This is a genomic window from Arthrobacter sp. T572 (genome assembly GCF_056780115.1).
Map to the genome: position 1 here is coordinate 2,467,214 of NZ_JBRAZQ010000002.1, position 24,839 is coordinate 2,492,052.

The 24,839-nt window shown below is 64.6% G+C and carries 27 protein-coding genes and 1 riboswitch; of the genes, 6 read left to right on the forward strand and 21 right to left on the reverse strand.

Features of this window, described 5'->3' with window-relative positions:
* The first annotated feature begins 26 nt into the window (after nt 1-26).
* The 4 genes from ACUYMZ_RS12635 (at nt 27) to ACUYMZ_RS12650 (ending at nt 3,763) form a co-directional block, all read left to right on the forward strand.
* Nucleotides 27-956, forward strand: a complete 930-nt coding sequence (locus ACUYMZ_RS12635) for an ACP S-malonyltransferase (protein WP_426007554.1) — start codon at nt 27-29, stop codon at nt 954-956.
* Nucleotides 953-2,014 (forward strand): beta-ketoacyl-ACP synthase III, encoded by a 1,062-nt coding sequence (locus ACUYMZ_RS12640; protein WP_442424453.1) that lies wholly within the window; start codon nt 953-955, stop codon nt 2,012-2,014. The genes ACUYMZ_RS12635 and ACUYMZ_RS12640 overlap by 4 nt, the downstream gene beginning before the upstream one ends.
* Nucleotides 2,015-2,149: 135 nt before the next feature.
* Entirely contained in the window at nt 2,150-2,395 is a 246-nt protein-coding gene (locus tag ACUYMZ_RS12645; RefSeq protein ID WP_011692310.1) for an acyl carrier protein, read from the forward strand.
* A 132-nt stretch (nt 2,396-2,527) separates the two neighbouring features.
* Nucleotides 2,528-3,763, forward strand: coding sequence for a beta-ketoacyl-[acyl-carrier-protein] synthase family protein (locus ACUYMZ_RS12650; RefSeq protein ID WP_426003009.1), 1,236 nt, complete (start codon nt 2,528-2,530; stop codon nt 3,761-3,763).
* An 87-nt stretch (nt 3,764-3,850) separates the two neighbouring features.
* Here ACUYMZ_RS12650 and ACUYMZ_RS12655 read toward each other — a convergent pair whose 3' ends face one another.
* The 17 genes from ACUYMZ_RS12655 to ACUYMZ_RS12735 all read right to left on the reverse strand — a co-directional run bounded on the left by ACUYMZ_RS12655 (nt 3,851) and on the right by ACUYMZ_RS12735 (nt 17,123).
* Nucleotides 3,851-4,354, reverse strand: a complete 504-nt coding sequence (locus ACUYMZ_RS12655) for a DUF3145 domain-containing protein (protein WP_426003010.1) — start codon at nt 4,352-4,354, stop codon at nt 3,851-3,853.
* A gap of 251 nt (nt 4,355-4,605) precedes the next feature.
* Nucleotides 4,606-5,532 (reverse strand): tyrosine recombinase XerC, encoded by a 927-nt coding sequence (locus ACUYMZ_RS12660; RefSeq protein WP_481603661.1) that lies wholly within the window; start codon nt 5,530-5,532, stop codon nt 4,606-4,608.
* Between the two features lie 65 nt (nt 5,533-5,597).
* The gene (gene dprA, locus ACUYMZ_RS12665) at nt 5,598-6,770 is read right to left on the reverse strand and encodes a DNA-processing protein DprA (protein WP_481603663.1); all 1,173 of its coding nucleotides are present in this window, start codon (nt 6,768-6,770) and stop codon (nt 5,598-5,600) included.
* Between the two features lie 53 nt (nt 6,771-6,823).
* Nucleotides 6,824-8,365 (reverse strand): YifB family Mg chelatase-like AAA ATPase, encoded by a 1,542-nt coding sequence (locus ACUYMZ_RS12670; protein ID WP_426007555.1) that lies wholly within the window; start codon nt 8,363-8,365, stop codon nt 6,824-6,826.
* Nucleotides 8,365-8,730, reverse strand: coding sequence for a YraN family protein (locus tag ACUYMZ_RS12675; protein ID WP_426003015.1), 366 nt, complete (start codon nt 8,728-8,730; stop codon nt 8,365-8,367). Before ACUYMZ_RS12675 ends, ACUYMZ_RS12670 begins: the two co-directional genes overlap by 1 nt.
* Before the next feature lie 100 nt (nt 8,731-8,830).
* Nucleotides 8,831-9,166, reverse strand: coding sequence for a DUF2469 domain-containing protein (locus ACUYMZ_RS12680; protein ID WP_021470793.1), 336 nt, complete (start codon nt 9,164-9,166; stop codon nt 8,831-8,833).
* Between the two features lie 41 nt (nt 9,167-9,207).
* The gene (locus ACUYMZ_RS12685) at nt 9,208-9,921 is read right to left on the reverse strand and encodes a ribonuclease HII (RefSeq protein ID WP_481605881.1); all 714 of its coding nucleotides are present in this window, start codon (nt 9,919-9,921) and stop codon (nt 9,208-9,210) included.
* A 56-nt stretch (nt 9,922-9,977) separates the two neighbouring features.
* Nucleotides 9,978-10,799, reverse strand: a complete 822-nt coding sequence (gene lepB / locus ACUYMZ_RS12690) for a signal peptidase I (RefSeq protein ID WP_426003017.1) — start codon at nt 10,797-10,799, stop codon at nt 9,978-9,980.
* Entirely contained in the window at nt 10,800-11,474 is a 675-nt protein-coding gene (gene lepB / locus ACUYMZ_RS12695; RefSeq protein WP_481603666.1) for a signal peptidase I, read from the reverse strand.
* Between the two features lie 80 nt (nt 11,475-11,554).
* Nucleotides 11,555-11,908 (reverse strand): 50S ribosomal protein L19, encoded by a 354-nt coding sequence (gene rplS, locus ACUYMZ_RS12700; protein WP_426003020.1) that lies wholly within the window; start codon nt 11,906-11,908, stop codon nt 11,555-11,557.
* A gap of 280 nt (nt 11,909-12,188) precedes the next feature.
* On the reverse strand, nt 12,189-12,986 hold the full coding sequence (gene trmD / locus ACUYMZ_RS12705; RefSeq protein WP_481603668.1) for a tRNA (guanosine(37)-N1)-methyltransferase TrmD: 798 nt from the start codon (nt 12,984-12,986) through the stop codon (nt 12,189-12,191).
* On the reverse strand, nt 12,987-13,529 hold the full coding sequence (gene rimM / locus ACUYMZ_RS12710; protein ID WP_426003023.1) for a ribosome maturation factor RimM: 543 nt from the start codon (nt 13,527-13,529) through the stop codon (nt 12,987-12,989).
* A gap of 151 nt (nt 13,530-13,680) precedes the next feature.
* On the reverse strand, nt 13,681-13,923 hold the full coding sequence (locus tag ACUYMZ_RS12715; protein WP_207614856.1) for an RNA-binding protein: 243 nt from the start codon (nt 13,921-13,923) through the stop codon (nt 13,681-13,683).
* Between the two features lies 1 nt (nt 13,924).
* Nucleotides 13,925-14,341: a 30S ribosomal protein S16 gene (rpsP, locus tag ACUYMZ_RS12720; RefSeq protein ID WP_426003024.1), complete on the reverse strand. Its 417-nt coding sequence runs from the start codon at nt 14,339-14,341 to the stop codon at nt 13,925-13,927.
* A 215-nt stretch (nt 14,342-14,556) separates the two neighbouring features.
* Nucleotides 14,557-14,997: a hypothetical protein gene (locus ACUYMZ_RS12725; RefSeq protein ID WP_426003025.1), complete on the reverse strand. Its 441-nt coding sequence runs from the start codon at nt 14,995-14,997 to the stop codon at nt 14,557-14,559.
* Nucleotides 14,998-15,074: 77 nt separating this feature from the next.
* Nucleotides 15,075-15,962, reverse strand: coding sequence for a VOC family protein (locus ACUYMZ_RS12730; RefSeq protein WP_481603671.1), 888 nt, complete (start codon nt 15,960-15,962; stop codon nt 15,075-15,077).
* Nucleotides 15,963-16,034: 72 nt separating this feature from the next.
* Nucleotides 16,035-17,123 (reverse strand): amidohydrolase family protein, encoded by a 1,089-nt coding sequence (locus ACUYMZ_RS12735; protein WP_481603673.1) that lies wholly within the window; start codon nt 17,121-17,123, stop codon nt 16,035-16,037.
* A gap of 86 nt (nt 17,124-17,209) precedes the next feature.
* Nucleotides 17,210-17,317: riboswitch (TPP riboswitch) on the forward strand.
* Between ACUYMZ_RS12735 and thiC the strand changes: the two genes are divergently transcribed.
* A complete protein-coding gene (thiC, locus tag ACUYMZ_RS12740) occupies nt 17,312-19,135 on the forward strand; it encodes a phosphomethylpyrimidine synthase ThiC (RefSeq protein WP_481603675.1) in 1,824 nt (607 codons plus the stop codon). (Overlaps the previous riboswitch by 6 nt.)
* Here the strand turns inward: thiC and ACUYMZ_RS12745 are convergent.
* Nucleotides 19,118-19,840, reverse strand: a complete 723-nt coding sequence (locus ACUYMZ_RS12745) for an alpha/beta fold hydrolase (protein ID WP_481603677.1) — start codon at nt 19,838-19,840, stop codon at nt 19,118-19,120. The two genes, thiC and ACUYMZ_RS12745, sit on opposite strands and share 18 nt — an antisense overlap.
* Before the next feature lie 49 nt (nt 19,841-19,889).
* On the reverse strand, nt 19,890-21,467 hold the full coding sequence (ffh, locus tag ACUYMZ_RS12750) for a signal recognition particle protein (protein WP_481603679.1): 1,578 nt from the start codon (nt 21,465-21,467) through the stop codon (nt 19,890-19,892).
* 110 nt (nt 21,468-21,577) lie between these two features.
* Here ffh and ACUYMZ_RS12755 point away from each other — a divergent pair, with 110 nt between their 5' ends.
* Nucleotides 21,578-22,978 carry a glucose-6-phosphate dehydrogenase gene (locus tag ACUYMZ_RS12755; RefSeq protein ID WP_481603681.1) on the forward strand — a complete coding sequence of 467 codons (1,401 nt, stop codon included), beginning with the start codon at nt 21,578-21,580 and terminating at the stop codon, nt 22,976-22,978.
* 105 nt (nt 22,979-23,083) lie between these two features.
* Here ACUYMZ_RS12755 and ACUYMZ_RS12760 read toward each other — a convergent pair whose 3' ends face one another.
* Nucleotides 23,084-23,422 (reverse strand): P-II family nitrogen regulator, encoded by a 339-nt coding sequence (locus ACUYMZ_RS12760; RefSeq protein WP_426003035.1) that lies wholly within the window; start codon nt 23,420-23,422, stop codon nt 23,084-23,086.
* The gene (locus ACUYMZ_RS12765) at nt 23,419-24,768 is read right to left on the reverse strand and encodes an ammonium transporter (RefSeq protein WP_426003037.1); all 1,350 of its coding nucleotides are present in this window, start codon (nt 24,766-24,768) and stop codon (nt 23,419-23,421) included. The genes ACUYMZ_RS12760 and ACUYMZ_RS12765 overlap by 4 nt, the downstream gene beginning before the upstream one ends.
* Nucleotides 24,769-24,839 lie beyond the last annotated feature (71 nt).

Here is a 24,839-nt window from a genome sequence, read left to right on the forward strand (position 1 = left end):
ACGTGGCAATTTGGAAAGCTGGATACGTGCTTGCAATCGTCTGCCCTGGACAGGGCTCCCAGACCCCTGGATTTTTGGCCCCATGGCTGGAACTCCCCTCCGTCGAAGAACAATTGGCTGGCTTGAGCGAGATCGCAGGCATCGACCTCAAGGCCCACGGCACCACCTCCGACGAGGAAACCATCAAGGACACCGCAGTGGCCCAACCACTGATCGTTGCCGCAGGCCTCGTGGCCGCCTCGTCGCTGTTCGACGTCGAACTCAACACGCTTCCGGTGGTCCTTGCCGGCCATTCCGTTGGCGAGATCACGGCCTCGGCCCTGGCCGGTGTGCTGACGGACAAGGAAGCCATGACGTTCGTGCGTGAACGCGCCAACAGCATGGCCAAAGCAGCCGCCGTCACTCCCACCGGTATGAGCGCCGTGGTAGGCGGGGACCCCACTGAGGTCCTGGACGCCATCAAGGCCTCCGGCGCCACCCCGGCAAACGTTAACGGCGCAGGACAGACCGTTGCCGCCGGGACGTTCGAACAGCTCAAGAGCCTCGCGGAAAACCCGCCGGCCAAGGCACGGGTCATTCCCCTGAAAGTTGCGGGCGCCTTCCACACCGAACACATGGCACCGGCCGTCAGCGCGCTCGAGGCCCTCAAGCCCTCACTTTCCCCGCAGGACCCCACCGTTCCGCTGCTGTCCAACTTCGACGGCAAGGAAGTAACCACGGGAACGGCCGCCGTCGACAGCCTGATCGCCCAGGTCTCACGCCCGGTCCGCTGGGACCAGTGCATGGAGACCCTGGTTGCCCGCGGCGTGACCGGTGTCATTGAACTCGCTCCCGCAGGAACCCTCGCGGGACTGGCCAAACGGGGGATGCCTGGAGTCAAGACGGTTGCCGTCAAGACACCCGAAGACCTCACCGCCGCACTGGCACTGTTTGCCGAACTGGAGGGACAGGCATGAGCACCCCGGTTCTGAAGCAGGCCCCCGTCAACGCGTACTCGCGGATCCACGGCATCGGTGCCTACCGTCCGGACATCACCGTAACGAACGAGGACGTCTGCCAGTGGATCGACTCCTCCGATGAATGGATCCGCCAGCGCACCGGCATCATCACGCGGCACCGTGCTGCCGCCGACGTCAGCGTGATCGACATGGCCGAGGGCGCAGCGCGCGAAGCCCTCCAGCAGGCCGGCATCGAGCCGTCGCAACTGGGCGGCGTCATCGTCTCCACGGTGACCCACCCGTACGCAACACCGTCCGCTGCCGCGGCGCTTACCGATCGTCTGGGTGCGACGCCGGCTCCGGCCTTTGACATCTCGGCCGCCTGCGCCGGGTACTGCTACGGAGTTGCCCAGGCAGATGCCCTGGTGCGCTCAGGTGCTGCTGAATACGTCCTTGTTGTCGGCGCGGAGAAACTCTCCGATGTCATCGACAACCACGAACGCACCATCTCCTTCCTCCTGGGAGACGGCGCCGGCGCAGTGGTGGTCGGGCCTTCCGATACTCCAGGCATCGGCCCGTCCGTGTGGGGATCCGACGGCAGCAAGTGGGACGCCATCGGCATGACCCACTCCCTGGTGGACGTGAAGAACCTCGGAGAGTCCGCCCGCCACTCGGACGAAACCGACGACCCCGCCATCCTTTCCGCCGCCCAGGACGTCTGGCCTACCCTGCGGCAAGACGGCCAGACCGTGTTCCGGTGGGCGGTCTGGGAAATGGCAAAGGTTGCCCAGCAGGCACTGGACGCAGCAGGCATCCAGCCCACGGACCTGGCAGCCTTCGTTCCCCATCAGGCGAACATGCGCATCATCGATGAGATGGTCAAGAAGCTCCAGCTTCCCGAGTCCGTGGTGATCGGCCGCGACATCGCCCAGGCGGGAAATACCTCGGCAGCATCCATTCCGCTGGCAACCCACCGGCTGCTCCAGGAGAACCCCGGGCTCAGCGGTGGACTCGCCCTGCAAATCGGTTTCGGCGCCGGACTGGTCTTCGGCGCCCAGGTAGTCGTCCTTCCCTAGGATCGGCACCGCAACAGACCTGGTAGACCCTGGCGGGCCACCAGTCAACTGAATATGACTTACAAACCCAAGCCGTAATCCACGGTTTGTCCCCCTTTCCGGCAGCAGCCGGTCCAACAAGAAAAGGAGCCGATCATGGCTAGCAACGAAGAGATCCTGGCCGGCCTGGCTGAAATCGTCAACGAAGAGACCGGCCTGGCCACCGAAGCCGTCGAGCTGGACAAGTCTTTCACCGAGGACCTGGACATCGACTCCATCTCGATGATGACCATCGTGGTCAACGCCGAAGAGAAGTTCGGCGTGCGCATCCCGGACGAAGAGGTCAAGAACCTCAAGACCGTCGGTGACGCAGTGAGCTTCATCGCCAACGCCCAGGCCTAAGGCCTGATTTCCTGTGCCGGGCCAGGGTACTGACCCTGCGCCCGGCACAGCCGCACCACAGCCCAAAGATTTTCCGGCCGCGTCCTGGCTTTACCCGCAGGATGGACGGCTGATCCGACAGAGAGTGATCGAATGGCACGCAAAGTAGTCATAACCGGTCTGGGGGCCACCACTCCCATCGGCGGCGACGTACCCACCATGTGGCAGAACGCGCTGAAAGGGGTCTCAGGTGCCCACACACTCCACGACGAGTGGGTAACCAAGTACGACCTCCCCGTCCACTTTGCTGCACGGTGCTCGACGCCGGCTCTTGATGTCCTGAGCCGTGTTGAAGCCAAGCGCATGGACCCTTCCACGCAGTTTGGCGTTATCGCTGCCCGCGAAGCCTGGGCCGACGCCGGCATCGACAACATCGACCACGACCGCCTTGCCGTAGCTTTCGCCACCGGCATCGGCGGCGTCTGGACCCTCCTGGACGCCTGGGACACGCTCAAGGAAAAAGGTCCCCGACGGGTCCTTCCCATGACCGTGCCCATGCTCATGCCCAACGGCGTGGCGGCCGCAGTCAGCCTCGACCTCGGCGCCCGCGCCGGCGCGCACACCCCTGTTTCCGCCTGTGCATCCGGCACCGAAGCCATGCACCTAGGCCTGGACCTGATTCGTTCCGGTAAGGCAGACGTTGTCATGTGCGGCGGTGCAGAGGCAGCCATCCACCCGATGCCCCTGGCAGCGTTCTCCTCCATGCAGGCACTCTCGCGCCGCAACGACGAACCCGAGCGCGCTTCCCGTCCGTACGACACCGATCGTGACGGCTTCGTGATGGGCGAAGGTGCGGGTGCGCTGGTACTCGAGGCCGAGGAACACGCCATTGCCCGCGGTGCCCGCATCTATGCCGAGCTTGCAGGTACTTCGGTCACGGCCGACGCCTACCACATCACGGCACCGGATCCCGAAGGCCTCGGCGCTACCCGCGCCCTTAAGGCGGCGATGTTCGACGGCCGCATCCAGGCAGCCGACGTGGTCCACGTCAACGCGCACGCCACGTCCACCCCCGTGGGCGACAAACCCGAGTACACGGCCCTCCGTGCTGCCCTCGGCTCGCACGTGGACAACGTGGCCGTGTCTGCCACCAAGTCGCAGATGGGCCACCTGCTTGGTGCCTCCGGGGCTGTGGAAGCAGTGCTGACGGTGCTTGCAGTTCACGAGCGGAAGGCACCGGTCACCATCAACCTGGAGAACCAGGACCCGGAGATCCCCCTCGACGTCGTTACGTCGGTCCGCGACCTCCCGGCCGGCGACATTGTGGCGTTGAGCAACTCCTTCGGCTTCGGTGGCCACAACGCGGTCATCGCTGTCCGCAGCATCTAGAAACACCAGCTCACGCAAAGCAGGGCCCCACCGCTGTTCACGGGTGGGGCCCTGCTTTTTTGCTATGGAAAGGGAAAGGTTCGCCGGTTACCCGACCTGATGCAGCCACCGGACCGGGGCGCCCTCTGCAGCGTGGCGGAAAGGCTCCAGCTCTTCATCCCAGGCTTCGCCCAAGGCAAGGGACAATTCGTGGTAGACAGCCGAAGGATCGCCCGCTCCTGACTCGTAGGCGTAACGGATCCGGTCTTCACTGACCATGATGTTCCCGTGGACATCCGTGACCGCGTGGAAGATTCCGAGCTCCGGGGTGTGTGACCACCGGGCACCGTCCACGCCCTGGCTTGGTTCTTCAGTTACCTCATAGCGCAAATGGGCCCACCCACGCAGAGCAGACGCCAAAAGGGCGCCGGTGCCTGGGGCGCCGGTCCAGGACAACTCGGCGCGGAACATTCCCGGCGCGGCAGGTTGCGGGGTCCACTCAAGATCGGTCCGCTTGTCAACGACCGATCCAATGGCCCACTCCACGTGGGGGCACAGGGCCGTTGGGGCCGAGTGCACGAACAGGACACCGCGGGTTGTTGCAACAGACATTCCATCCTCCATAGCTGTAGGTACGTCTTCCCCAACGACCTCCACTGGATGGTTGTTTGCTGCCCCCTGCCATGCGACGTGGCTCCTGCAAACTATGAAGTTATGGACACCGGCTGCTCCGCACGCGAAGCATGGTGCTTTGATTGTTACACAGAACGAACCCTCAACCATACATTGAAGGTTCGGCCTTGGTGCTTACATTGTGCCGTACCAGTAACCTTTCCGCCAGTGCGGGCCACCGGACGTCATGTTCACGCCCTTGGATGGGCCTGCTGGTAGCTCTTCCGTAGCCGCTCCACGGAGACATGGGTGTAGATCTGCGTGGTGGCAAGACTGCTGTGCCCCAGAATCTCCTGCACGGCACGCAGGTCCGCGCCACCGTCCAACAAGTGCGTGGCGGCACTGTGCCGCAGGGCGTGCGGCCCCGTCGCAGCAGTGTCACCGAGCGCGTGGAGGACCTCTTCCACCACACTGCGCACCTGGCGCTGATCCACCCTCTTGCCACGGGCTCCGAGGAACAATGCAGGACCGCTGCCGGCTGTCACCACCGCGGGGCGTCCCCTCCTAAGCCAGTCGTCGACGGCGACCGCGGCCGGGACGCCGAAAGGCACGGTTCGTTCCTTGTTGCCTTTGCCGATGACGCGGAGGGTGCGCCGGTCGGGATCAAGGTCATCGATGTCCAGTCCGGCCAACTCTCCAACACGGATGCCCGTGGCATACAACAGTTCCACCATGGCCCGGTTCCGCACGGCGAGCGGGTTCCCGTCCTCGGCGGCGTCCTCGAGACTGCTGACGGCCCGGTTGACCTGTTGCTGCTGCAGCACGCCAGGCAGCGCTTTATCCCGCTTGGGGGCCTGTAAGCGGATTGCGGGGTCCACGGAGATCAGTTCCTCCCTCAGGGCCCACTTGGTGAACGAGCGTGCCGTAGCTGCGCGCCGCGCCAACGTGGACCGCGACACCCCCGCTTCGCTTTGTGCACCCAACCACCGGCGGAGCGTGCCAAGTTCAAGGTCCGGCAACTCCTTGGCGCCCTCCAGGGCAGCGAATTCAAGCAGGCTCCGGACGTCCGCGAGGTAGGCCCGGATGGTGTGTTCCGACCGGGCACGTTCCCCGGCAAGGTAGCGTCGGAACCCGTCCAGGTTTGCCTCGAATGGGTCTTGGGTGGATTCTCCGTCCATACTCCCAACTGTGCCAGCAATGGCTCCCCCTGTGCTGAATCAACATGCATGGCGAGGTCAGTTGCCTAGGCCTTCCTGGTTCTTTTCCAGGCACCCCGCTCCGAGGCCGCCAAGCCCAGGAGTCCCATGCGGCCCAAGCCGGCACGAACGGCATCGGGGCTTAATCCGGCCACCGCTGCCAGCTTCTCCACAGAGCTGGCGGAACGGAGTGGGAGCGCATCCAGCAGGATCAGGTCCTCCAGGGACAGGCCGTCGTGTTCCTGCGCACTGGCCGCCCGGTCCGCGGCAGGGGCCTCCCCGTTGCGACCGGCAAGTTCAGCGATCTCGCCAACGTCCGTGACGCAAACGGCACCGCCATCCCGCAACAACCTGTGGCATCCTGCCGAGTTGGCACTGTGCACGGATCCAGGGACTGCGCCCACGATCCGCCCGATGGTTTCAGCATGGTGGGCGGTGTTGAGGGCGCCGGACCTCCATCGGGCTTCCACCACCACCGTCACGGACGCCATTGCCGCGATGATCCGGTTCCGTTGCAGGAACCGGTAACGCGTTGGCGCCGACCCGGGCGGCACCTCCGAGATCACTGCGCCCTGCTGGGCAACGGCGCGCAGGAGGTCTTCGTTCCCGGAGGGATAGAAGCGATCCACTCCCCCCGCCATGACAGCAATGGTGGGGGTGGCGGTCGCAGCGCCGCTGAGTGCCCCGCGGTGGGCGTGCGCATCTATGCCGTATGCCCCACCGGACACCACGGTGAACCCCCGCTGCGCCAGGCCGTAGGCGAGGTCACCGGTCACGGCTGCACCGTAGCTTGTGCTGTCCCTGGAGCCGACCAGGGACACGCAGTTCCGGAGTACCGGAAGGGGCTCGGCATGGCCGCGCCACCAAAGACACAGCGGTTCCTGGAGCCCGAGATCCTGCAGTTGCTTGGGCCATAGCTCATCTCCCGGCACCACCACCCGACCGCCAAGGCGCTTCATCGTGTCCAGGTCACGTTCCGGTGCAAGATCAGGGACGCGCGGGGACCAGCGGCGCTTGCTCGCTGCCAGCCCGGGCCACGACACCACGCCACCCTCCTCCGCAAGCAGGGTACTGATCTCCTGTTCCAGGGCAGCTCCGGCATCCAACTCCCCCGAGGCAACCCCCAGGGCATCAACAGGACCCACGGCACGGACGAGAGCCAGTCCCGCCATGTCCTGGGGTTCCATCAGCCGCGCCAACGCCGCTCTGGCAAGCCTCATCTTTTCCTGTGTTCCCAACGATCCCAATGCCGGTGCTCCTTTCATCATGCCTGTCATGCCGCAGCCGTGGCTTGCCGGAGGCCAAGTGCTTGTCCGATGTGATCGGGAGAGGGGGTGTCGCACTTTTCAAGGTCCGCAAGCGTCCACGCGAGCCGGAGGACGCGGTCGTAACCCCTGGCCGTGAGGATGCCCCGTTCCAGGGCAGTGTCAAGGATGCGGGTTGTGGCAGGGGGAAGCCTCAACGTGCCGCGAAGGATGCGCCCGGGGATCTGGCTGTTGGCCTCCAGCCCCAAGTCCTGCAACCGCTCCCTTTGCCTGCCCCTGGCTACCCGCACCCTGGCGGCGACCGTGGCAGTGTCTTCCCCGTCCCCTGCCTGCCCGAAGCCGGCCAGGGCCACGCGGTGGACCTGGAGCTGGATATCCACCCGGTCCAGCAAGGGCCCGGACATCCTGCCAAAGTAGCGCCTCCGCATGACGGGCGTACAAGTGCAGTCCATTCCCTTGCCGGCAGCCTTCCCGCACGGACACGGGTTGGCGGCAAGAACCAGCTGAAAGCGCGCCGGGTAGGCAGCGGTGCCGGCGGAGCGGTGGATGACCAACTCCCCGCTTTCCAATGGCTGCCGCAGGGCATCCAGGACCCGGCGCTCGTACTCCGGAGCCTCGTCCAGGAAGAGGACACCGCGGTGTGCCCTGGACGCCGCACCAGGACGGGGCAGACCTGAGCCGCCTCCGATGATGGCCGCAGCCGTGGCACTGTGGTGGGGACTCTCAAAGGGTGGCCGGCGGATCAGCTGTGCGGCAGAACCCCGGACCGACGCCAGGGAATGGATGGCTGTCACTTCCATGGATGCCTTGTCCCCCAGGTCCGGAAGCAGGCCAGGCAGACGTTCGGCAAGCATCGTTTTGCCGGCTCCGGGAGGACCCGTCAACAACATGTGGTGGCCGCCGGCAGCGGCGACCTCCAGGGCACGCCTGGCCTCAGCTTGGCCGGCAACATCGCACAGGTCCGGTGCAGTACCCGTGGAGGGGCCGTCATCCCCGGGAACCGGCTCGGGTCCCGGGTTGTAGTCCAGTGCAAGATCCCTGGGATCGGCGCCAAACTCAAAGACAAGCCGGGCAAGAGTCTTGTAGCCCCGAACGTTGGCCCCCGGGACGAGGGCCGCCTCGGCAACGTTTGCCTCGGCGACGACGATGTCCTCGTGGCCGGCCTGGACGGCAGCCATCACCGCTGGAAGGATGCCCCGGACCGGCCGCAGCCTTCCGTCCAGGCCCAGTTCGGCGATGAACACCGTGCCGCTGATGGAGCGGATATCCCCGGCGGCCCGGAGGACCGCCATGGTGATGGCCAGGTCAAAGCCCGACCCTCGTTTGGGCAGCGACGCAGGTATGAGGTTGGCCGTGATCTTCCGGCGGCTCAGCGGTATGCCCGAGTTCAGGGCGGCCGACCGGATCCGTTCCTTGGCTTCGTTCAAGGCAGCATCCGGCAGGCCCAGGATGACGAAGGCGGGCAGGGTTTGCCCGATGTCTGCTTCGACTTCGACGATGTAGCCGTTGAGGCCCACCAGCGCCACACAGTAGCTCCGTCCGACGGCCATCACGCCACCGCCCGCAGGTGTTCAAGCCGGGGTTCACCAACGCCATCGTGGACGACACTAACGACATCTACCCTGATGGCCGGATCGATGGGGCCGTGGTCCCTGCACCAGGCGAAGGCCAGCCTCAGCAACCGGGCCAGTTTGTCCGGCCCCACGGCTTCGAAAGGATGACCGTAGTCAAGGGTGCGGCGGGTCTTCACCTCCACGATGACCACGGTTCCGCCATCAAGTGCAACGATGTCTATCTCACCGTCAGGGCACCGCCAGTTACGGTCCACGATGAGCATTCCCTGGTCTTCAAGGAATCCGGCCGCCGCTGCCTCCCCGGCACGGCCCAGAATGTCTTTGGCTCGCATGAGCACCACCTCCGGTTCCAGCCTTCACGGTGGAGGCTGGAACCGGCAGGGAGCAGGTGGGCTATGTGGGCAACCCTGTTTGTGGAGGAGGAGTCAACCCTAAGGAGGGCTAGTTGCCCAGGTCCCCGAGATCGCCGTCCTTGGGGAGGGCAAGGTCCTCGTTACGGGGCAGTTCCTCCACGTTGACGTCCTTGAAGGTGATGACCCGGACGTTTTTCACGAACCGCGCGGAACGGTAGACATCCCAAACCCAGGCATCCTGGAGCGTGAGGTCGAAATACACCTCTCCGTCGGCACTGCGGGCCTGGAGATCAACGTGGTTGGCAAGATAGAAACGCCTCTCGGTTTCCACCACGTAGCTGAAGAGACCAACGACGTCCCGGTATTCGCGGTAGAGCTGCAGCTCCATGTCGGTTTCATAGTTCTCAAGGTCCTCGGCGCTCATGGTTCCATCTTGCACCATCGGGACCCGCCCCGTGGGCAGGACTACATGAGATGCCAGCTGGTGCGGTGATACGGGCTTGGCCCCTGCAGCCGGAGGACCTCACGATGGGCCGCGGTGGCGTAGCCTTTGTTCTCGTTCCATCCGTAGTGCGGAGCCTCCGCATGGAGCTCCACCATGATCCTGTCCCGCGCTACTTTTGCCAGTACGCTGGCTGCAGCGACACTCAGGCAGCTCATGTCCGCCTTGACCCGGGTGTGCACCGGAGCGTCGCAGGCAGGCTCGCCGGAAGCAGTATCAAAGAGCGATGCCTGGACCTCGGGTGAGAGCCAGTTATGGCTTCCGTCCAGCAACACGGCGTCCGGCGTTACGCCGCCCGCCAGAATGTCCACCCACGCCCGGGTACCTGCCAGGCGCAGCGCGGCAATGATGCCGATCCGGTCGATTTCCTGGGACGAGGCGTGACCGACGGCGCTGGCTATTGCCCAGTCCCGGACCAAAGGTTCCAGCCTGTCGCGGTCCTCGGGTTTGAGCAGCTTGCTGTCGCGGACGTCGGCCAGCAGGCCGTGGTCCGCGAGGTCCACTACTGTAATTCCCACCGTTACCGGTCCGGCGAGGGCTCCCCTGCCCACCTCATCCACACCGGCGAGCAGCCGGACGCCGGAGGACAGGAAGGAGCGTTCAACGTCCAAGGTCGGGAAAGCCGGACCAGTCTTCGCCTGGGGCTTGGCCTTGGTTTTCCCCTTGCCGCGGGACATGCCCGTTTCAGCAGCCGTGGCTGCTGGTGTTTTGGTGATGCCGGATGCGCGGGCCATTATTTTCCTGATGTACCAGCGGGGACGTCCTTGAAGACATCCGGGTAGTTGTCCAGGACCGTCCAACGGTTGATGGGCCAGGCGATGACGGTGGCTTTGCCTTCGACGTCTTCAATGTTAATGAAACCACCGTTGACCTCTTGGTGCGCGCGGGAATCGGCGGAGTGGTTCCGGTTGTCGCCCATCACCCAGACCTTCCCTTCAGGGACCACGATGTCGAAAGGGCTGGGCTGCGGTACTTCCGCAGGGTTGATATAAGTCTCGTTCAAAGGCACACCGTTGATGCTGACCCTGCCGCCGGCATCGCAGCAGGACACCCTGTCGCCGGGCAGCCCGATGATGCGCTTGACCAAATGCTGCTCATTGTCGTCAGCCATGAGTCCGACGAATTCCAACGTGTCGCCAACCCAGTCCATGGGCCCGGCGGGCTTCTTCTCCACCGGTTCAAGCCAACCCTGGCTGTCCTTGAAGACCACCACGTCGCCGCGTTGCAGTTCGAAGGGTCCCGGTACCAGCAGGTTGATGAAAATCCGGTCGTATACGTCCAGGGTGTTTTCCATGGATTCGGACGGGATGTAGAAGGCGCGGAAGAGAAAGGTCTTCAGCAGGAATGACAGCACCAGCGCAATCGCCACCACGGTGGCAATCTCCTTCAGCCAAACGAGCGCCAGGTTCTGGCGCGGTTTGCCGTCCGTCCCGGTGGCTTCGGAACCGGCGTCGTGGCCCTTGGCTCCGTTGCCATCGGCCGCGCTGTCCGTTCCGTCCGAGAGCAGGGCGTCGTCATCGCGCCGCTCGGGATTCCCGGGAGCTCTGTCCGGCATTTAGTGTCCGTTCTTTGATGGTTCGGCCTGCACTGCGTGAGGCATCTCTGCAAATCTATCAAGCGGCCAGATGATCTGGACCGGTCTTCCGATGACACGCTCAACCGGGACCATGCCCCCGCCGGGCGCACCCAGCAGGCCACGGGAATCCGCGGATCGGGAGCGGTGGTCGCCCATCAGCCACAACCGGCCTGCCGGAACCACGACGTCGAACTTCTGCTTGCTCGGCTCGTCCCCCGGGTAGATATAGGCTTCCACCAACACCTGGCCGTTGACTGTAAGGTGCCCCGATGGTTCGCAGCACGCCACGTGGTCGCCGGCCACCCCGATGACTCTTTTGACATAGGTCGTATCGCTGCCTGTCAGCCCGAACCACTGTCCTGCTGCCGAGACTGCATCAACGAACGGTCCTTTGCCACTGTTGAGTGATGCAAAGGAGCCGCGACCGTCAAACACCACAACATCGCCGCGGCGGATGGGTTCACTGCTGAAAGCGGTGCGCGAGACGAGGATACGGTCGCCCGTGCCGAGCAGGGGCTCCATGGACTCCGAGGGGATGTAGTACACGTCAACCCAGAGCGATCTCACCAGCCCGCTGATGGCTATGGCCAGGACAAGCGCCAGTACAACAAAACGCCAGCCCTGTTTCCGGGGCTGGCGTTCTGCAGTGTCCATGGTTCGTATCCTGTGTTGCGTTGCGGATTGCTCCGGAACTGGCCGGGCACGAATCCTGGACCCGTTGCTAAAGCTGGCGCTTAGTTGCCGAAGTCGCGCTTTTCCTTGATCTTCGCAGCCTTACCGCGCAGTGCACGCATGTAGTAAAGCTTGGCGCGGCGGACGTCACCCTTGGTAACGACCTCGATCTTGTCGATGATCGGGGAGTGCACCGGGAAGGTACGCTCAACGCCGACACCGAAGGAAACCTTGCGCACGGTGAAGGTTTCGCGAACGCCGTCACCCTGGCGGCCCAGGACGAAGCCCTGGAATACCTGGACGCGGGAGTTCTTGCCTTCGATGATGTTCACGTGGACCTTGAGGGTGTCACCCGCGCGGAACTCAGGAACATCGGTGCGCAGCGAAGCTGCATCTACGCTATCGAGGATATGCATTAATCCACTCCTGGTGAACGCCACAGGTCATTCACTTTGGGTTACGGCGGACAAGCCCGCCGGCCATGAAGGCCGACCGGAAATCTCCGCCGAAGATTCAAGGTGACCGGCGCCGCCGTGGTTGGCGTGGCCGGGTTGCCTGGCTGTTGGCTGAACTCCCCCTGTGGCAGGTGCCAGCCCAGCAGACACAAGGGTTAATTCTGCCACAGGCCCCTGCCTTCAGGCCAATTTCCCGCTCAGCCGCACCAGTCAGCCGCACCAGTACGACGGCGGTGCTCAGCTACTGCTTTCCGTCGCCGCCGGGACGGGCGCGAAGGCGGCCATCAACGACGTCGTACCCCAGGTCCGCGAAAGCGTTGCGGTCGGCGCGGCTCAAGCCGGTGGCATCGAAGCCGGTGAGCAGGTCCGGCCGGCGCTCGGCGGTCCTGCGGAACTGTTCGTGGCGGCGCCACTGGGCGATTTTCCCGTGGTTGCCACTGAGCAGGACCGGCGGAACCTCGTGGTCCCGCCAGGAGGACGGTTTGGTGTAGACCGGATACTCAAGCAGCCCGTCGGAGTGGGACTCTTCGATGAGCGACTCGGGATTTCCAACAACCCCCGGGAGAAGACGTCCGATCGCTTCAACCATAGCGAGCACCGCCACTTCCCCGCCGTTGAGCACATAATCTCCCAGACTCACGGGGCGGACGGTGAAATGTTCGTGGGCCCAATCAATGACTCGTTCGTCAATGCCTTCGTAGCGCCCGCAGGCGAACACCAACTGCTCCTCCTCTGCGAGCTCATAGGCCAGCGCCTGGTTGAACCGCTCCCCCGCCGGCGAGGGAACAATGAGGACGGGCTTGGCATCGGTATCCCTCATCACGGACTCCAGCGCCTGCGCCCATGGCTCAGGTTTCATGACCATGCCCGCGCCGCCGCCATAAGGAGTGTCGTCCACGGTCCGGTGCCTGTCAGTGGTGAAAGTGCGGAGATCGTGCACCTTCAGGTCCAGGATTCCGTCCTGGCGTGCCTTGCCGATAAGTGAGAGCTCCAGCGGAGCCAGGTACTCCGGGAAGATGCTGATGACGTCGATCCTCATTCAGGCATCGTCTCCATCGGACGTGCCGGCGTCGTCATCGTTAAGCTCGAAGAGCCCCGCGGGGGGAGTAATGAGGACGTAGCCGCCGTCCACATTGACCTCGGGGACGATTTCGTCCACGAACGGGATCAGGATCTCCTTGCCGCCGGGGGTTTCGACTACCAGCAGGTCCTGGGCCGGCATGGTGTTCAGGGCGGCAATCCTGCCTACCGCCTGGTTTCCTACCCGCGCCTCAAGGCCGACCAGCTCGTGCTCATACCAGCCTTCGTCGTCCACCTCGTCGAGGTCGTCGGTTTCGATGAACAGCTTGGCCCCGCGGATCAGTTCGGCGCCATTGCGGTCCGGCACTTCCTCGAAGCCCAGCAGGAGGATGTCCTTGTTCCACCGGGCGCTGCGGATGGTCAGGGGACCTGCCGTGGCCGGCTCCACCAAAAACTCTGTCCCGGCAACGAACCGCTCGGACGGAGCATCGGTGAGCACCTGGACTGTCACCTCGCCGCGGATACCGTGTGGTTTGCCGACCCGGGCCACCTGGAGCTGCATGGATTCCTCTGGATTCTTGTTGTGCCCCGTGCCGTGCCGGCGGGTGGGCGCTGATGGGATTCTTACTGGAACTGATTGTCGGGAAAGCAGTCCGGCCCCTCCACCATATTCGGTGAAGGGGCCGGACCTAAGGCAAATGTTGCTGAGCGCGTTACCGGCGACGGTCGGTGTCGACGACGTCGACCCTGACCTGCTCGCCTCCAGCCAAGGCTGCAACCACAGTGCGCAAGGCACGGGCGGTGCGTCCCTGGCGGCCGATTACCCGGCCGAGGTCGTCCTGGTGAACCCGCACTTCGAGGGATTCCCCACGGCGGTTGTTCTTGGCACTGACCTTGACATCCTCAGGGCTGTCAACGATCCCACGGACCAGATGCTCGAGCGCTTCTGCCAGCAACTTACTCAGCCTCGGTGGTCTCTGCTTCAGCAGCTTCGGCCTCGGCGTCGTCCTTCTTGGCCTTCTTGGTGATGGCTTCCGGAATGATGACGGAACCCTTCTCCGGAGCCACGAAAGCTTCCTTCGGAGCCTTGGTCTTCAGGGTGCCTTCCTGGCCAGGCAGGCCCTTGAACTTCTGCCAGTCACCGGTGATCTTGAGGATCGCAGCAACCTGCTCGGTGGGCTGGGCGCCAACGGACAGCCAGTACTGGGCACGCTCGGAAGCGACCTCGATGTACGAGGGCTCCTCGGTCGGGTGGTACTTGCCGATTTCCTCGATGGCACGGCCGTCGCGCTTGGCGCGGGAGTCCATGACAACAATGCGGTAGTACGGTGCGCGCATCTTACCGAGGCGCTTAAGGCGAATCTTTACGGCCACTTTTGTGGTCACTCCTGTTTCTGAAACGGGGTTGAACCCGACGTTCTGCACCCGTGGGGCGGGCCATACTTGGGGGTTCGAAGGACAAGATACGAGCACGGAGAGAGGGGCCGCACCGATCGAGTACCTGTCCATTGTGCCAGATGGGCCGCACAATTACGACTTGGCCGGACTCCACCCCTGTGGACTTGGTCACGTCCACCTTCATGCGAGGGTCAGGACACCGACCAGACGTAAAGCCCGGCGCGGTCCGCTTTCTCCACATCGGAGGCAAGGGCTGCCAGTTGCTGGACGTACCCTTTGGACTCGGCCGCCCCGAAAGGCATGTCTTCCTGCCCTGCCCAGGCCTCGGCGACGTCATCAAGGACATTGCCGTCACCTTCGCTTTCATACGTCAGCAATTCAGCCAACGCGCGAACCATCGCTTCGGGGACCCCAAGCAGGGCATCGCTGGTGACATCCACCAGGGCCAGCTCATAGTCGGCTCCGGCTGCGTGGACCGCCTGCCCGGCGAGGTCGCCGAGTTGTTCAACCTCAAAGTCACTGATGCCGTCAATCCGGACAGCAGATCCGGCAACGCCGGCTCCGCCGTCGAGGGCGGCGGCCCGTTTGAGTGCTTCATCGTGGGTGGCTACAAAAATTTCGGCAAAGCCCATGGAAAGTCATCCCATTCCGTCGTGCTGACACGGCAGGGGCGCAGGACATGCCGGCCCCTGCTCCAACATTGCCCAGCCTAGTGCAGGCCGGGCCCCGCGACCGCCACCCGCAACTGGTTGCGCCACGGGTCCTCAAAACGAAGCTCCCTGCCTGTGTGGTGGCTGGACAGGCCCGCAACCTTCAGCCGGTCCGCCAACGCCAGGACGTGGTCGTCGCCAGGGACTTCAATCAGGACTTCACCCAGGCCCAGCGTGTCCCGGCGCGGCCCGGCACCGCGGCTGTTCCAGACATTCATGGCCATGTGGTGGTGGTAGCCACCCGCCGAGACGAACAAGGCCTGGCCGTGCCAGCCGGCGGTCCGCTCGAACCCCAGGGTGTCCACGTAGAACTTTTGCGCCGTCGCAACGTCGCCTACCTGAAGGTGGACATGCCCGACGCCGGCACCGGCCCGGGCCTGGCCCGTCACCGCCTCTTCGCTCAGGTACTGCTGAAGGTAGGCCTGCGGCGGCAGGGCAACGTTGTCCATGACCACGTTCTTTCCGTCCCACTGCCACACGCTCCGGGGCTTGTCGTAGTACAACTCGATGCCATTGCCTTCGGGATCGGTGAAGTAGAACGCCTCGCTGACCAGGTGGTCGGCACTGCCGACGAAGGCACGGGGCTCGTATTGCGCGGCAGTGGCAATGGTCGCGGCCAGGGCGGGCTGGTCTTCGAACAGGATCGCAGTATGGAAGAGGCCGGCCTCGCCCCTGCCGGGAATCTGCAGGCCTGCGGCCGGAGCCAGGTGGACTACGGGCTTGCCGAGGCGGCCCAGGTACAGCCCGCCGTCCTGTTCCGCGACCACCTCCAACCCCAAGGCGCGCTGGTAGTAGTCGCTCATGAGCTTCATGTCGCCCACTTTGAGCATGACAGTGCCCATGGAGAGATCGGCAGGCAGCAGGTCCTGGCTGGATGAAGTGGTCATGTGAAGCTCCCGGTGATCAAGCTGGCCGCTTTTCGGCTCGTTCTACCTCTCTAAATTACTTGAAGCTTCAATTTATTCCCAGCGGAGGACGTTGCCCCTTAGGACCACGTGGCTCAACCGGTGGACGGTGGCAAGCTCCTGACGGGGATCCGCGCGGCACACCACCACATCGGCAGGTGCCCCCTCGCTGATTCCTTCCGTCCCCAACCATGCCCTGGCACCCCACGTGGCGGCATTCAGCACCGCGGCAGGCGGCAGGCCGGCGTCGTGCAGTTCCTGCATCTCGTCGGCGATCCGGCCATGCTTGATGACGCTGCCGGCGTCAGTGCCGGCATAAATGGAAACGCCGGCCTCATAGGCTTCAAAAACCCGCTCGCGCCGGCGTTCCCACAGGCTGGTCATGTGCTGCGCGTAGTCGGGAAACTTTGGCTTGGCCTGCGCCGCGATGTCGGGAAAGGTGGCAATGTTGACCAGGGTGGGAACGATCGGAACATCCTGTTCCACGAGGCGCGGGATGTGCCGCGGCAGCAACCCGGTGGCATGCTCTATGCAGTCGATTCCGCCGTCCAGCATGTGGTCGATGGTCTGTTCCGCGAAGCAATGCGCGGTAACCCGGGCGCCTTCGTCATGCGCGGCAGCTATGGCTTCCTTGACGACCCCGGCCGGAAATGACGCGGTCAAGTCCCCCACTCCCCTGTCAATCCAGTCGCCCACCAGCTTGACCCAGCCATCGCCGTCGCGCGCTTCTTTCCGGACGGTCTCCACCAGTTCATCCGGCTCCACTTCGTGGCCCAGACCCCGCAGGTACCGCTTGCTGCGGGCAATGTGCCGGCCGGCCCGGATGAGGCGCGGAAGGTCCTCCCTTTGCTGGACCCAGCGGGTATTGCCGGGCGAACCGGCGTCGCGGATCAGCAGCGTTCCGGCGTTCCGGTCCGCCATGGCCTGGGCGAGCGTGGTCTCCTCATCCACCGCACCACCGGGCCCCAGCCCGATGTGGCAATGCGCGTCGACGAAGCCCGGCAGCACCCATCCGGCAAGCACTCTGTCCGGCGGCGTTGCGGGACGTTCAAAAGTCAGCTTTCCGTCAACTGACCACAATCCCCGGCGTTCGTCATCGGCTGCAACCAGCACCGGACCGCTGAATTCAATGATGTTGGCCATGGCAGAAGCCTAGTGCGACGAACCCCGCCCCGCCCCTTTCGAAAGCTTGTGACTGGGAGCACCCGCTGCCCCTGTGGTAGCTTCTTCCCTGACCACACGGGAGCCCTTGCAGGGGCTGAGATCGGGCTGAAGCAGTCTGCGACCGTCGAACCTGTCCGGGTAATGCCGGCGAAGGAAGTGAGTAATCCTTGAGCACCACAGAAACACAGCACAGCCCTGCCCGGAACCAGACTGCGCCAGCCGGGGAAGCCGTCACGCAGTCGCTGAAGTCCCATTCGCTGGCTTGGGTGGAGGATCCGGGCCACGGCATCCGCGTACCGGTGACCGAGATCGCCCTGGAACCCTCCCCCAACGGGCAGGCCAACGATCCTTTGCGGGTGTACCGCACGGCCGGCCCGGGAAGTGATCCGGTAGTCGGTCTGGAACCGTTCAGGAAGGCCTGGATCGAGGAACGCGGCGATACGGAAAGCTACACGGGCCGGGAACGCAACCTGCTCGACGACGGCAAGTCGGCCGTGCGGCGCGGAGCAGCGTCTGCGGAGTGGAAGGGTGCACAACCGGTGCCCCGCCGCGCCGTCGAAGGCAAGACCGTCACCCAGATGCATTACGCCAGGCAGGGCATCGTCACCCCGGAAATGCGGTTCGTGGCCCTGCGGGAGAACTGCGACGTGGAGCTGGTCCGCAGCGAAGTCGCTGCAGGGCGGGCCATCATCCCGAACAATATCAACCACCCGGAATCGGAACCGATGATCATCGGCAAGGCCTTCCTGGTGAAGATCAACGCCAACATCGGCAACTCGGCTGTCACCAGCTCCATTGCCGAGGAAGTCGACAAACTGCAGTGGGCCACGCAGTGGGGCGCAGACACCGTCATGGATTTGTCCACGGGAGATGACATCCACACGACCCGCGAATGGATCATCCGGAACTCACCCGTGCCCATCGGCACGGTTCCGATCTACCAGGCTTTGGAAAAGGTCAATGGTGAGGCCAATAACCTCACGTGGGAAATCTTCCGTGACACGGTGATCGAACAGTGCGAGCAAGGTGTGGACTACATGACCATCCATGCCGGCGTCCTCCTGCGGTACGTGCCCCTCACCGCCAACCGGGTCACGGGCATCGTGTCCCGCGGTGGCTCCATCATGGCCGGCTGGTGCCTGGCCCACCACAAGGAGAACTTCCTTTACACGCACTTCGATGAGCTGTGCGAAATCTTCGCAAAGTACGACGTTGCCTTCTCACTCGGTGACGGCCTCCGCCCCGGAGCCACAGCCGACGCCAACGATGCCGCGCAGTTCGCCGAACTGGACACCCTTGCCGAGCTGACCCAGCGAGCCTGGGAATACGACGTCCAGGTCATGGTCGAAGGACCGGGCCACATCCCTTTCCACCTGGTGCGGGAGAATGTGGAACGCCAGCAGGAACTGTGCAAGGGGGCTCCGTTCTACACCCTCGGGCCGCTCGTGACAGACGTTGCCCCGGGTTATGACCACATCACCTCCGCCATCGGTGCCACGGAGATCGCCCGCTACGGCACGGCCATGCTCTGCTACGTGACACCCAAGGAGCACCTTGGCCTGCCGAACAAGGACGACGTCAAGACCGGCGTCATCACCTACAAGATCGCCGCCCACGCCGCGGACCTGGCCAAGGGACACCCTGGGGCGAACGAACGTGACGATGCCCTCTCCAAGGCGCGTTTCGAATTCCGGTGGCGGGACCAGTTCGCCCTGTCCCTGGATCCGGTGACCGCGGAGTCGTTCCACGACGAGACGCTTCCGGCCGAACCGGCCAAGACGGCGCACTTCTGCTCCATGTGTGGCCCCAAGTTCTGCTCCATGCGCATCAGCCAGGACATCCGCGACGAATACGGTTCGGCCGAAGCGCAGGCCGCGATCGCCGACATGTACAGCGGCATGCGGGAGAAAAGCGAGGAATTCCTCGCAGCTGGAGGCAAGGTCTACCTGCCGGAACTCCAGGTACCGGCAGCCTCAGGACGCGCGAACTGACATAGTCCGCCCGACCTCGGCGATGAACGATCGGATGATCCGGTCACCTTCCACCGAGTCCTGGGGCCGGTGCCCTCCCGCGGCCACGCGCCGGAGGGCACCGGTTTCCTGGAGGTACGCGGCGATCTCTTCGTAAAGGGGCTCCCAACCGCCGGTCAGCACCAGCGTGGGGACCCCCGGAACGATGTGCAAGGGGGCTTCCCAGGGCGGAGCCTGCAACCTGAGCCGCCGGGCAGAGCGCCTGGCCTGGGGTGTATCGGGCACGCCTGCCACGGATGAAAACGCACGGCGGTAGAACTCGCGTTCATAGTCGGCGTCGTTGAGCTGGTTCCGCACGTCAAAAAGCGGTTCCATCAGCGCCCGGTGCGCTGCCGTCGCGGGCAGTTCAGCGGTCAGGGACAGGCACGCCGGCTCCACCAGGGAGAGGGAAAATACCAGTTCCGGCCGGTCCAGGGCTGCCAACATGGCAGCGATCGCCCCTTGTTCATGGGCTACGACATGGCCTCCGCCGACGTCTGCCAGCGCACCGACGAGGATTTCAACGTCCGCTGCCACATCCGATGACAACGGCTCCTCCACCGGATGGAAACCATGGCGCCGGAGGAACAAGGCGTCATAGTCCAAAGCCATGCCATGTTGCTTGGGCCAGGCCGCAGCGCCGAAGCTGCCCAGGCCGTGGACAAAAACAACGCGCTGCTTCTGCATTGACCAAGCGTATTCCACGGCACTGACATCCCAACCGGGGGTTGGCTGCCTACTTGCCCAGGAACTTGTCGAAGCCCTTGGGGAGGTTAAGCATGGACGGATCGAAGTCCTGGGCACCCTGGCCGAACGCAGCCCCCGTGGGCGCCGATGCGGCCGCAGCCCGCTTGGCCTCGGCCTCGCGCAGTTCCTGGGCGGCTTTGGCAGGGTTGCCCGAACGCGCCTTCTTCTTCGGCGCGCTCTTGCCGCCCTTGCGCCCGCCACCAGGGCCACCCAGGCCAGGCATTCCCGGCATCCCCGGCATGCCGCCGCCCTGGGCGAGCTTCTTCATCATCTTCTGTGCCTGGGCGAACCGCTCCAGGAGGCCGTTGACTTCAGAAACATGAACGCCCGAGCCCTTGGCGATACGGGCACGCCGGGAACCATTGATGATCTTGGGAGCCACGCGCTCATGCGGTGTCATGGAACGCACGATTGCCTCGACGCGGTCGATCTCCCGCTCGTCAAAGTTCTCCAGTTGCTGCCGGATGTTCTGGGCTCCCGGCATCATCATGAGCATCTTCTTCATGGAGCCCATGTTGCGGATCTGCTGCATCTGGGCCAGGAAGTCGTCCAGGGTGAAGTCTTCCTGGTCGGCAAATTTCTTTGCCATCCGGGCGGCTTCTTCCTTGTCCCAGGCCTTCTCCGCCTGCTCGATCAAGGTGAGGACATCGCCCATGTCCAGGATGCGGGAAGCCATGCGGTCCGGGTGGAACAGCTCGAAGTCGTCGAGCCCTTCACCGGTGGAGGCAAACATGACAGGCTTGCCGGTAACCGACGCAACAGACAGCGCGGCACCGCCGCGGGCATCGCCGTCGAGCTTGGACAGGACAATACCCGTGAAGTTGACGCCCTCATCGAAAGCCATGGCCGTGTTCACGGCATCCTGGCCGATCATGGCGTCAATGACGAACAGGACCTCGTTGGGGATGATCGCCTGGCGGATGCGTCGGGCCTGGTCCATCATCTCGGCATCCACGCCAAGACGTCCTGCGGTGTCCACGATCACAACGTCGTGGAGCTTCTGACGGGCCTCGGCAACACCGGCCTGCGCAACGGCGACGGGGTCGCCTGCAGGGTGTTCCACCTCGGACGTGGCACCGGGATGAGGCGCGAAGACGGGAACGCCGGCACGCTGGCCCACGACCTGGAGCTGCGTTACGGCGTTGGGGCGCTGGAGGTCACAGGCGACCAGCAGGGGGCTGTGGCCCTGGGCCTTGAGCCACTTGGACAGCTTGCCGGCGAGGGTGGTCTTGCCCGCACCCTGGAGGCCGGCCAGCATGATGATGGTGGGGCCGTTCTTGGCCAGGCGGATGCGCCGCGTTTCGCCGCCAAGAATCTCCACGAGTTCCTCGTTGACGATCTTGACGATCTGCTGGCTGGGGTTCAGCGCAGCGGATACTTCCGCACCGAGGGCACGTTCGCGGATCCGGGACGTGAACCCGCGGACCACCGGCACGGCAACGTCGGCGTCCAAAAGGGCACGACGGATCTCCCGGACTGTGGCGTCGACATCGGCCTCCGTGAGGCGGCCCTTGCCGCGGAGGTTCTTGAAGGTTGCTGTCAAGCGGTCAGAGAGTGAATTGAACACGCGCCGTGCACTTCTTTCGATGGTCTGCGAATGGGGCCACTGCGGCCCGCCGGAGTCTTGACGACTATCTAGGGTACCAAGTCGAGCCTACAAGATGGCATGCTGGCACAGTGACCAGCAAAACAACTGCGAAAACCTTGCTCATCCTCGGTGCTTCGGGAGACCTGACGGGACGGTTGCTGCTGCCGGGGCTGGCCGGGCTGCTGGCGACAGGCAGGGCGTCAGGCCTGAAACTGGTCGGCGCCGGGTCCGACCCCTGGACCCCGGGCCAGTGGAAGGAACGGGTTGACGGAGCCTTCGCAGCTGCCCTGAAGTCCGCGGGGCCGGAGGGAATACGGGACCTTGCCGCGGTCGCCGCGACCACGGTCTACCATCAGGTGGACGTGACCGCCGACGGCCCCCTGGCCGGACTGCTGGCCTCGTTGGAAGGTCCCGTGGCCGTCTACTTCGCACTGCCCCCGCAGGTCAGCCAGAAAGCGTGCGAGATCCTCCGGCCGGAGCAGGTTCCACCCGGAACCCGGCTGGTCCTGGAGAAGCCCTTCGGTTCGGGCACGGCGTCGGCCAGCGACCTGAACCGGACACTGGTGAAATTGGTGCCGGAGGACCATATCCACCGCGTGGATCATTTCCTGGGCAAGGCGACGGTGCTGAACATCCTGGGCCTGCGCTTCGCCAACCGCTTCCTGGAGCCGGTGTGGGACCGCGAACACATTGAAAAGGTCGAGATCATCTTCGATGAAGATCTCGCCCTGGAAGGCCGGGCGCGCTATTACGACAACGCCGGCGCCCTGCGCGACATGATCCAGAGCCACCTGCTGCACATCATGGCTTTCCTGGCCATTGACGCTCCCGCCAGCATCGACGAACGCGACCTCCGGGATGCCGTCGCCACCGTACTGAGGGCCAGCAGCATCAAAGCGCCCTACCGCGACTCCACCCGCCGGGCCCGTTATACGGCCGGCACCCTTGGCGAGCGGCATGTTCCCGATTACACCGACGAGGCCGGCGTGGATCCGGCCAAGGAGACCGAGACGCTCGCCGAAGTCCGCGTGGACATCGACAACTGGCGCTGGAAAGGGGTGCCTTTCATCCTGCGCTCGGGCAAGGCGATGGGCCGCAAACGCAAGGAGGCAATCGTCACGTTCCGGCCGGTGCCGCACCTGCCGGTCGGGTTCTCCGGCGTGGATTCGCCCAACCAGCTCCGGATTGGATTCGGGCCGGATGTGCTGCAGCTGGATGTGGACGTCAACGGCCCGGGCGACATCTTCACCTTGGACCGCGCGAGCCTCCTTGCCGAACTGAACGCCCCGGGCATGCTTCCCTACGGCGAAGTGCTGGAGGGCATCCTTGGCGGGGACCCCCTGCTGTCTGTCCGCGGCGACACCGCGGAAGACTGCTGGCGGATCATCGAACCGGTGCTGCACGCCTGGTCCCGGGGCGCCGTCCCGTTGGAGGAGTACGACGCCGGCAGCGCGGGTCCGGCGTCCTGGCCGACCGCCTTCGGGGGTTAGGCAAGCCGCTGCCGCCTGCCGCCGTCGTCCTGCCCGGGGCGTAAGCCAAAAGACAGAACGGGCCGGGTACCTGTGCGGTACCCGGCCCGTTCATCGTGCCCGGGATCAGATGGCGGCTGCGCCGCGCTCCCCCGTCCTGACCCGGACGGCCTCGTATACGTCCACGGTCCAGACTTTCCCGTCACCGGCGCGGCCGGTGTTGGAACTGGCGATCAAGACATCCAGGATGTCGTCGGCCTGTTCGTCCGTAGCGAGAACCTCGATCCGGATCTTGGGCAGCAGGTCCACGTTGTACTCGGCGCCGCGGTACACCTCGGTGTAGCCGCGCTGCCTGCCGTAGCCGCTTGCTGCGCTGACCGTCAGTCCCTGGACTCCGTAGGCCTCCAGGCCCTCCCGGACTGCGTCAAGCTTCTCGGGACGGACGATCGCTGTGATGAGTTTCATGCCTGGACACTCTCCTTGCCTTCTGCGGGAACCTTGGCCTGTGCCGGAGCCTTGCCTTCTGCCGGGGCGTCGCCCTTGCCGGTCACCGCGTCATGCAGCGGCTGGAAGCTTCCACCGTGGCCACCCACACCGAACTCGTAAGCAGTCTCCGCGTGGAGGCTGAGGTCAACACCCACGTTCTCCTGTTCGGTGGAGACCCGGAAGCCCATGGTCTTGTGGATGGCGAACGCGATGATGGCGGTCAGGATGGCCGAGAAAGCGATCGCGATGCCTGCTGCTGCAAGCTGTGCCCACATCTGGGCCCAGCCGCCGCCGTAGAAGAGGCCGCCACCAACGCCGTCCGTGGGAAGGGCGATGAAGCCCAGGGCCACCGTGCCGATGACGCCGGAGACCAGGTGAACGCCCACAACATCCAGGGAGTCATCGAAGCCCCAGCGGAACTTCAGGCCGACCGCCAGGGCGGAAGCCACGCCTGCCACCAGGCCGAGTCCCAACGCACCGACAGGGCTGACGTTGGCACAGGCCGGAGTGATGGCCACGAGGCCGGCGACGACACCGGATGCGGCACCCAGGGAGGTCGGGTGTCCGTCGCGGATACGTTCGGTGATGAGCCAGCCGAGCATTGCTGCAGCCGGTGCTGCGAGGGTGTTGATCCAGATCAGGCCGCCCTGCTCAGCAGTAGTTGCTGCGCCGCCGTTGAAGCCGAACCAGCCGAACCACAGCACTGCTGCACCCAGCATGACGAACGGAATGTTGTGCGGACGGTGGTTGGGGTCCTTGCCGAAGCCGCGGCGGTTGCCGATGATGAGCACCAGGACGAGGGCCGCTACGCCGGCGTTGATGTGCACGACGGTTCCGCCGGCAAAGTCGATGGCCGGGCCGAGTGCCTGGCCGATGGCGCCTTCGGGACCAAACAGGCCGCCACCCCAGACCATGTAGGCCAAGGGGCAGTACACCAGGGTGACCCACACCGGCACGAAGAGGCTCCAGGCGCCGAACTTGGCGCGGTCTGCAATGGCACCGCTGATCAGCGCCACGGTGATGATGGCGAACGTTGCGGCGTAGCCGACCTTGATCAGGCCGTCCGGGGTGGTAATGCCCTCAAGTCCGAACGTGGCGAAGGGGTTGCCGACAATCTGCAGGAAGCCCTCGCCCGAGCTCATGGAAGCGCCCCACAGCACCCAGACGACGCCCACGATGCCAATGGAGATGAAGCTCATCATCATCATGTTCAGGGCTGCCTTGGCGCGTGTCATGCCGCCGTAGAAGAATGCCAAACCGGGAGTCATCAACAGCACGAGCGCCGCCGCCACCATGACCCATACGTGACCTGCGGTAAGTTCCATGGTGCACGTTCCTCTCTTGCTAGTTCTGCGGTTCGTCCGCTGACCTGACGCTTTGTGCGTCCTGCTTAAAG

What these genes read in the sequence shown, in the direction of transcription:
- ACUYMZ_RS12640 (WP_442424453.1), top strand. Translation starts at nt 953, where the DNA reads ATGAGCACCCCGGTTCTGAAGCAGGCCCCCGTCAACGCGTACTCGCGG.
- ACUYMZ_RS12645 (WP_011692310.1), top strand. Translation starts at nt 2,150, where the DNA reads ATGGCTAGCAACGAAGAGATCCTGGCCGGCCTGGCTGAAATCGTCAAC.
- ACUYMZ_RS12650 (WP_426003009.1), top strand. Translation starts at nt 2,528, where the DNA reads ATGGCACGCAAAGTAGTCATAACCGGTCTGGGGGCCACCACTCCCATC.
- ACUYMZ_RS12655 (WP_426003010.1), bottom strand. Translation starts at nt 4,354, where the DNA reads ATGTCTGTTGCAACAACCCGCGGTGTCCTGTTCGTGCACTCGGCCCCA.
- ACUYMZ_RS12660 (WP_481603661.1), bottom strand. Translation starts at nt 5,532, where the DNA reads ATGGACGGAGAATCCACCCAAGACCCATTCGAGGCAAACCTGGACGGG.
- dprA (WP_481603663.1), bottom strand. Translation starts at nt 6,770, where the DNA reads ATGAGGCTTGCCAGAGCGGCGTTGGCGCGGCTGATGGAACCCCAGGAC.
- ACUYMZ_RS12670 (WP_426007555.1), bottom strand. Translation starts at nt 8,365, where the DNA reads ATGGCCGTCGGACGGAGCTACTGTGTGGCGCTGGTGGGCCTCAACGGC.
- ACUYMZ_RS12680 (WP_021470793.1), bottom strand. Translation starts at nt 9,166, where the DNA reads ATGAGCGCCGAGGACCTTGAGAACTATGAAACCGACATGGAGCTGCAG.
- ACUYMZ_RS12685 (WP_481605881.1), bottom strand. Translation starts at nt 9,921, where the DNA reads ATGTCCCGCGGCAAGGGGAAAACCAAGGCCAAGCCCCAGGCGAAGACT.
- lepB (WP_426003017.1), bottom strand. Translation starts at nt 10,799, where the DNA reads ATGCCGGACAGAGCTCCCGGGAATCCCGAGCGGCGCGATGACGACGCC.
- lepB (WP_481603666.1), bottom strand. Translation starts at nt 11,474, where the DNA reads ATGGACACTGCAGAACGCCAGCCCCGGAAACAGGGCTGGCGTTTTGTT.
- rplS (WP_426003020.1), bottom strand. Translation starts at nt 11,908, where the DNA reads ATGCATATCCTCGATAGCGTAGATGCAGCTTCGCTGCGCACCGATGTT.
- trmD (WP_481603668.1), bottom strand. Translation starts at nt 12,986, where the DNA reads ATGAGGATCGACGTCATCAGCATCTTCCCGGAGTACCTGGCTCCGCTG.
- rimM (WP_426003023.1), bottom strand. Translation starts at nt 13,529, where the DNA reads ATGCAGCTCCAGGTGGCCCGGGTCGGCAAACCACACGGTATCCGCGGC.
- ACUYMZ_RS12725 (WP_426003025.1), bottom strand. Translation starts at nt 14,997, where the DNA reads ATGGGCTTTGCCGAAATTTTTGTAGCCACCCACGATGAAGCACTCAAA.
- ACUYMZ_RS12730 (WP_481603671.1), bottom strand. Translation starts at nt 15,962, where the DNA reads ATGACCACTTCATCCAGCCAGGACCTGCTGCCTGCCGATCTCTCCATG.
- ACUYMZ_RS12735 (WP_481603673.1), bottom strand. Translation starts at nt 17,123, where the DNA reads ATGGCCAACATCATTGAATTCAGCGGTCCGGTGCTGGTTGCAGCCGAT.
- ACUYMZ_RS12745 (WP_481603677.1), bottom strand. Translation starts at nt 19,840, where the DNA reads ATGCAGAAGCAGCGCGTTGTTTTTGTCCACGGCCTGGGCAGCTTCGGC.
- ACUYMZ_RS12760 (WP_426003035.1), bottom strand. Translation starts at nt 23,422, where the DNA reads ATGAAACTCATCACAGCGATCGTCCGTCCCGAGAAGCTTGACGCAGTC.
- ACUYMZ_RS12765 (WP_426003037.1), bottom strand. Translation starts at nt 24,768, where the DNA reads ATGGAACTTACCGCAGGTCACGTATGGGTCATGGTGGCGGCGGCGCTC.